Below are 7,015 nucleotides of genomic sequence, written 5' to 3'. Positions count from 1 at the left end.
AAGTAACTTGGACCAGTGTTGATCATTTAGCATTGTTCGAGGCATAGCGAGTGTAAAATTGGGTTTGGCGATTTAATTTTACTATCTCGCTATTTTTTTAATCAACAAATGTCAACAGACCCTAATAGATTTTGATGATATTTCATTTAGAGATTTAATTTCATTATCTTTTTTATCAAATTCTTTAAGGTTGTTTTGATAAGTTTTAAAGATTGTACAATTCCATTGCTTTAGCTTTTGATCCGATTCTTTCCATTGATAAGGGTTCCATTTTTTTTCGTTACTTATTTTAATGGATGAATTTTCTAGGTCGGTTAAAAAATGTTTTGCAAATTTAGTTCCATACCAAACATTATCTTTAAATACCAGTGAACCATCAATATAAGTTCTCTTTAGAAGCTCATCGGGGACTAAGAATGCATCTTTTTGTTGTTTGAAAAACAAACGCCGCCACATGTGATTATAGTTTTTATTAAAGAATTGCTCATTAACTTGTAATGCATTTTGGGGTAATGCACGTAATTGAGTTGTTTGCGGTGTAATATCACGTCTAAGTGCACGTTCAGCCCAATTAGCCATACTTTCCAAGTACCATGCGTTTTTAAATTGTGCATAGCTATATTGGTATAAATGAAATAATTCGTGAGTGATCGTAGTCCAATAATTTCCAGGAAAGTCTTTTAATTGATTTGAAATAGAAATGCTGATAAAGCAAAGATTATTTTTAAGATTCGTGGCACTTGGCGCTCGAGATGAGTTTTCATAGGCGAGCCCATTTCCTTTTAGTTCGTGTACATATATGGCAATAGCCTTTACATTCTTATATCTTGGGCTTTTTAGAGGATGTCTAAATCCTGCTAGTTTAAAGATATCTCTTGATGCGACTGCTTGGATGGCAATATCTTCGATATAGTCAGGAATTGCATTATTGTTTGTATCGTTCAGATTTTGGATGCGGTCTCTACTTTTCTGTTTATCCGAATAAAAAATATAGAATTCATCTTTTTGATAGACGCGATTGAGTTGCTTTGCGCTTTTTAATTCGAAACTGCGACAAGTATCGCTAGATCCGTATGCTGGAAAAGACATATTTATGAGACATAGACTTAATAGAAGGGTATGAGTTTTCATTCTTATTCAATAAATTATTTGCTTTACATGAAATATAGCAAATAAAAAAAGGCAAAGTAAAAACTTTGCCTTTTTGCACTTGAGATCAGAGGATCTTAGTGGTGGTGACCGCCTGCACCGTGTACGTGACCGTGTTCAAGTTCTTCAGCAGAAGCTTCACGGATTTCAACGATTTCAACTTCGAAAGTTAAATCTTGACCAGCAAGTGGGAAGTTTGCATCAACAAGAACGTTGTCGCCTTCAACCGCTTTAACTGTCACGATTTGAACGCCGTCATCAGTTTGAGCTTGGAATTGCATACCAGGTTGGATGTTGTCCACGCCTTGGAACATTTGAGCAGGAACTTCTTGAACTAGGTCAGGGTTGTATTCGCCATAACCTTCAGCAGCAGGAACAGTTACAGTGAATTTTTCACCAACAGTTTTGCCTAAAAGTGCTTTTTCAAGACCTGGAATGATGTTACCAGCGCCGTGCAAATATGCTAGTGGCTCACCTTGAGATTGGTCGAGAGTTTCACCCTCTGCATTAGTCAATGTGTAGTGGAAAGAAACCACAGAGTTATTTGCAATAGCAGTCATGTTATTGATCCATTCAATTTTTTAAGGGTTACATCATAAAGTGAAATTGCATTTTTGTAGACTAAATTTATCAAAAAAATGCAATTTTTAAATGTTTATGATGCTTTTTTCATTAATCGGGGCAGATCTGTAAATTTCAATGCAATTTAATTTTAGGCGCGATTTTTCGTGTAACAAAATCTTTAGCCGTTAATAGTCCTGCATGTGCGTAGCCGTAAATTGTGGCTTGATGCATTCGATACAATGAAACATACATTGATTTGGCAACAAAGCCTTGAACATTGACCTGACCTAAAAGTTCACCAACCGCTTTATGCTTACTTAATGAGACTAGAGAGCCTTTGTCTGAAAAAACGAACATAGGGAGTTGTTGACCACGGATACGTGCTTTTAAGCAATCCACAAGAAATGACGCTTGTTGGCTGGCCACTTGAGCGCGTGGGCCGAGGACAGGCTCATCTGCGCGCGGTTGACAATGTGCACAATCACCAAACGCGAAAATGTCAGGGTGTGCTTTGGTTTGTAGTGTTGCATATACACTCAAACGCCCCATACGGTCTTTTTCAAAGCCTTCAAGCTTCGAAATTACTTCTGGTGTTTTAATACCTGCAGCCCATACTTTCAGTTCAGCTTTAATTTTACTGCCATCATTAAAATAAACATGTTCAGCATCGACTTTTTCCACACGTTTAGAGGTTAAGACTTCAATTTTCATGCGTTTTAATTGCTGCTGTGCATGCTCGGCCATTTTTTCAGGGAGTGCAGGCAGAATCCGATCAGCACCTTCAATTAAATTGATCTGTACGCTTTGCGGATGAATTTTATTTAAACCATATTTATAAAAATTATGTTTGGCTTCGACCAATTCTGCGGAGAGTTCAACGCCAGTTGCACCTGCGCCAATAATGGCAATTTTCAACTCACGTGCTGTATTGCTATTTTGCGCATCCAAATATAACTGTAAGAGATCTTGTTGGAAGATTTCAGCTTGTTGTAGGCTGTCCAAATAGTGGCAATGTTCATACACGCCCGGCGTGTTGAAATCGTTAGAAACTGAGCCTAAAGCAAGAACAAGGGTGTCATAACTCAGTTGCAGTTGTTCTTGAGTAGATTCATATTTTCCTTGTTGGACTTTGCTGAGCTGAATGGTTTTTTCAGTAGGATGAACATTTTCAAACTTAGCCAAGACAAACTCATAATGATGCTTCGCAGCATGCGCATAGTAGTTGATTTCTTCTTCGCTGACTGACATCGTGCCTGCGGCAATTTCATGTAAAAGGGGTTTCCAGACATGCGTGAGTTTCATATCTACGAGGGTAATGCGCGCTTTCTTTTTTTTCCCGAGTAAGTCACTGAGTTGCGTAACCAGTTCTAAACCACCAGCACCACCACCGACAATGACAATATGGTGTAACTTGGAGTCATCAGCGTTATTCATTGAATTACCTATTTTATTATTGTTGAAAAAAAGAAGATGGCACGAGTATGTCATCTTCTTTATTGCACAAATAACGAATTGTCTTACAAGTTACATAATCACATCATTGACCTAAAGGGTAGGTTTTAACTTCTGCTGCATCCGTATTAAAGATGCTAAAAAGGCCTTTGATCCACATCATGAAACGCTCAAAAATATTGGCTTCTTCAATTTGCACGTCATCTTCGATATCAAAGGTATTGATCAGCTGATTATTTTGATAAACAGTAACGGTGGCTAATTTCATTACTTCAGCCAAAGGCGCAGTGAGTTCTTTTTCATTTACTTCAACACTCAGTTTAGTCTGTGTTTCATGAAGTGGTTCAATGGCTTGAATTTGGCCATTGCCAGTATTTAAAAGAATACGTTGCTGTGTAGGATCAAAAGCTTTTAAATCGATGGCATAAGCTTGATCATAAAGTGAAGTTGTAATCAGTTTAGGTTGTTGAGTTTCCACCTTAAACATTTTCAAGGTTGATTTAACCACAGGTAATTCTGCAATTAATTGCTTATCTTTGATTGCAACTTCATTACGTGTATAGGTATAAGCCAAGTTCATGAGGTTGTGTGCTACTTCTGCACGTTTTAATCCACTTTTTGCCCCTAATACTACAACAATCAAACGACGTTCTGGCGCGTCAGGATTCGCGATCAAACGGTTGGCTGTTAAAGCTAAGTTATAACCTGCAGCTTTAGTAAAACCTGTTTTTAAGCCATCAACGGTGGGATCTTGTTTTAATAAGATATTGGTTGCACGGTGGAAGCGTTGGTTATAACTAAAACTTTGTTGTTTTGAATAATACAAATAGTCAGGTGTGTCAGTCACCAGTGCTTGCCCTAAACGTGCAAGGTCAGCCGCCGATGAATAATGTTCTGGCATGGTAATACCGGCTGGATTTTGAAAATTGGTGTCATTCATGCCCAAAGCTTTAGCTTCTTTGTTCATGCGTTCAATAAATTTTGGAATATCACCAGAAATGCGTTCAGCTAAAGTCACTGCGGCATCATTGGCTGACATGACCACAAGACCTGCTAAAAGCTGATCAACTGAAATTTGTTCACCAGCTTTGAGATACATTTGTGATTCATCCCATTGAACCACTTGTACGACTGGGGTTGCGGTTAAGATTTCATTTTTCTTTAAATGACCTGCTTTAATTTCCTTTAAAGCAATATAAGCCACCATCATTTTGGTAAGTGAAGCAGGGGCACGCTGAACATGGCTATTATGTTCTGCAATCACCTGACCCGACTGAGGGTCTAAAATGGTCCAAGCTTCAGCTTCAACGGTTTCAGGGACAATATTTAAAAGGGCAGCATTTGCTATCGTGGAGCATAGAAAACTAAGCAGCGCGATGAGGTAAATCATGTGTTTCAATGAGGTTCCTTAACCAACCATTCCGTTGGTGGTAAAACGAAAAAATTTTTAGGCATGCTATGCCTTTTTTTTTCTGCTGACTAGTCATTATTGTAGACAATTGCGACAGTTCCGCATTCAGTTGTAAAAAATGTTAATCTAATTGATAAGTTATCTTTTATTTATTTTATATCGCCCATTATGTTGCATTATCAAATCGAATTTGACGATTATCGTCAACATCTAGTCCATGTCACTGCACGTTTCTTGGCAAATCCTACACAGGTACTTTCGCTGCCTACTTGGATTCCCGGAAGTTACTTAATCCGTGAATTTTCGAAGCATATTGAAGCTGTTCGAGCATATGATGAAGATGGGCGTTTGTTACAAATTGAGAAATTTGAAAAAAATAAATGGCGCTTATTCAATACAGATCATGAGTTGATCACGGTTGAATATGATGTATATGCCTTCGATTTATCGGTCCGTGGGGCTTATGTCGATCAAAGCCGTTTATATGTCAATCCAGCTTGCGCATGTTTAGGTTTAGTTGACCAAGAAGATACAGCCATTGAGGTTGAAGTTTTCTTGCCACCCGAGTTAAAGCATTTCCAACTTGCGACTGGATTGAAGTCAAAAAGTTTAGTGAAAGGTCGTTATACCTTATATGCAGATAACTATGCCCAGTTAATTGATGCACCGTTTGAACTGGCGGAACAAACCCATTTTAGTTTTGAAGCCAACGGCATTCCACACGAGTTTGTGGTGTCGGGCAAACATGCCATGAACGCGCAGCGTATGCAGCAAGACATCGAAAAAATTTGTTCGACTGAAATTTCAATGTTTGGTTCGGCGCCATTTAAAGACTATACCTTTATGACCATGGCAACGGCCAATAGCTATGGTGGTTTAGAGCATCCAAACAGTACGAGTTTAATTAGCCCACGTGATGATTTGCCAAAAGCCAATGAACCTGTAGAACCATCGGCAGATTATCAACGTTTCTTAGGGTTATGCAGCCATGAATATTTCCACTCATGGTTGGTAAAATTTATCCGTCCAGAAAACTTTGTGAATTATGACCTCAACAAAGAAGGCTATACCTCTTTGCTTTGGATTTTTGAAGGTTTTACATCGTATTATGATGATTTGATCTTGCTGCGTAGCGGTGTGATCAATCAGGATTCTTATATCAAGCTTTTAAAAGCACAAATAGATCGCTATTTGCAAAATCCGGGTCGTGAGATTCAAACTGTGGCTGAATCAAGCTTTGATGCATGGGTGAAATTCTACCGTCAGGATGAAAACTCAAATAACGCAGGTACAAGTTACTACAACAAAGGTTGCCTCGTTGCATTGTGTTTAGATCTAGGCTTACGCCTGCGCGGTTCTAGCCTTGATGCCTTAATGCGTAAGCTATATGAAAATGCGCAAAATGGCATTCAAGTCAATGAACGGACTATTTTCAATTTATGTAATGAATTAACAGGTGATGATTGGTTAGAACAAATCAATCACTTGATTAATACTACAGATGAATTGCCGTTAGATCAGTTGTTCCCTGAGTTTGGCTTAAGCTATACACTCAAAAATGACAAATCATTGCCATTTGGTTTAAAACTGGCTGATAAGCCTGAAGGTGTGTTGGTTCAGTCTGCTCGCCGTGACGGTGCGGCGGCAAAAACTGGCTTGTCTGCAAATGATGTGATTATTGCAATTGATGGTCTAAAAGCGACAGTTAAATTGGCAGAAAAATATGCCAAGCAAGATGGAACTTATACCGTACTGGCATTCCGCCGTGATGAGTTGATGAGCTTTGAAGTAGAAGCGGCAGGTTCAGAATTGACGGAAGTTGAACTTAAAGTTGAAGATCAGGCTAAAGCTGAGAAGTGGTTAAAAGCTTAATTTGATAAGTATTTAATTTTCATGTAAAACCCATACTTAGGTATGGGTTTTTTATTAGTAAAAGATGAATCAAAAAAGTTTAAATTGGGGTATTGCTATTACAGGCATTTGGTTGACTGTAATTATTATTGTTTGGTTTTTTGGAGGTTTAGAATCTTCATCATCTTTAAATGAATTAGGAGATGCTCTTGCAGGCATTTTTGCGCCAATTGCATTCTTTTGGCTGATTATGGGGTATATACAACAAGGTAAACAGTTGGATCAAAATACCAAAGCTTTGGAACAGCAAGAAAGAGCGCTTCAATTGCAAATTGATGAGATGAAGGAGAGCGTTAAACAGCAAGGGTATCTTGCTCAGCTACAGTCAGAACAATTGAGAATGAATCATAATTCATGCCAACCTTACTTAGAATTATGCACTCCAAAATTAGAAATTGTTGATATTAGATCTCTTTCATAAATCAAAAAACGATCTTCTTTTTGGTTAATATTTGCACTCCGGATTTCTTAGCATTCGTGCATAATCTGCGGATGAAATACATCGATTCAAACAAGCTTTCTGATCCT

Annotated in this window: 5 protein-coding genes and 1 pseudogene; 2 read left to right on the top strand and 4 right to left on the bottom strand. The window is 38.2% G+C overall.

Features of this window, described 5'->3' with window-relative positions:
• Positions 1-111: 111 nt before the first annotated feature.
• The 4 genes from FTU36_RS16155 to FTU36_RS16140 all read right to left on the bottom strand — a co-directional run bounded on the left by FTU36_RS16155 (position 112) and on the right by FTU36_RS16140 (position 4,564).
• Positions 112-1,089, bottom strand: a complete 978-nt coding sequence (locus FTU36_RS16155; RefSeq protein ID WP_180118555.1) for a hypothetical protein — start codon at positions 1,087-1,089, stop codon at positions 112-114.
• Positions 1,090-1,226: 137 nt separating this feature from the next.
• A complete protein-coding gene (locus FTU36_RS16150; RefSeq protein WP_078189067.1) occupies positions 1,227-1,709 on the bottom strand; it encodes a peptidylprolyl isomerase in 483 nt (160 codons plus the stop codon).
• Between the two features lie 136 nt (positions 1,710-1,845).
• Positions 1,846-3,147 carry an NAD(P)/FAD-dependent oxidoreductase gene (locus FTU36_RS16145; protein WP_180118553.1) on the bottom strand — a complete coding sequence of 434 codons (1,302 nt, stop codon included), beginning with the start codon at positions 3,145-3,147 and terminating at the stop codon, positions 1,846-1,848.
• Between the two features lie 103 nt (positions 3,148-3,250).
• Complete coding sequence (locus FTU36_RS16140; protein ID WP_306669395.1) at positions 3,251-4,564, bottom strand: D-alanyl-D-alanine carboxypeptidase PBP6B; 1,314 nt, start codon at positions 4,562-4,564, stop codon at positions 3,251-3,253.
• A 180-nt stretch (positions 4,565-4,744) separates the two neighbouring features.
• On the opposite strand from FTU36_RS16140, the gene FTU36_RS16135 reads away from it, so the two are divergent.
• Positions 4,745-6,448: a M61 family metallopeptidase gene (locus FTU36_RS16135; protein WP_180118551.1), complete on the top strand. Its 1,704-nt coding sequence runs from the start codon at positions 4,745-4,747 to the stop codon at positions 6,446-6,448.
• A 64-nt stretch (positions 6,449-6,512) separates the two neighbouring features.
• Positions 6,513-6,863 (top strand): annotated as a pseudogene (locus tag FTU36_RS16130) (hypothetical protein); the annotation flags it as partial.
• Between the last annotated feature and the right edge of the window lie 152 nt (positions 6,864-7,015).

The sequence above is a fragment of the Acinetobacter sp. YH12096 genome (genome assembly GCF_013419215.1).
Classification (GTDB): Bacteria; Pseudomonadota; Gammaproteobacteria; order Pseudomonadales; family Moraxellaceae; genus Acinetobacter; species Acinetobacter amyesii.
Note: the sequence above shows the minus strand (reverse complement) of the source record. Positions and strands in the feature narration are given on the sequence as shown.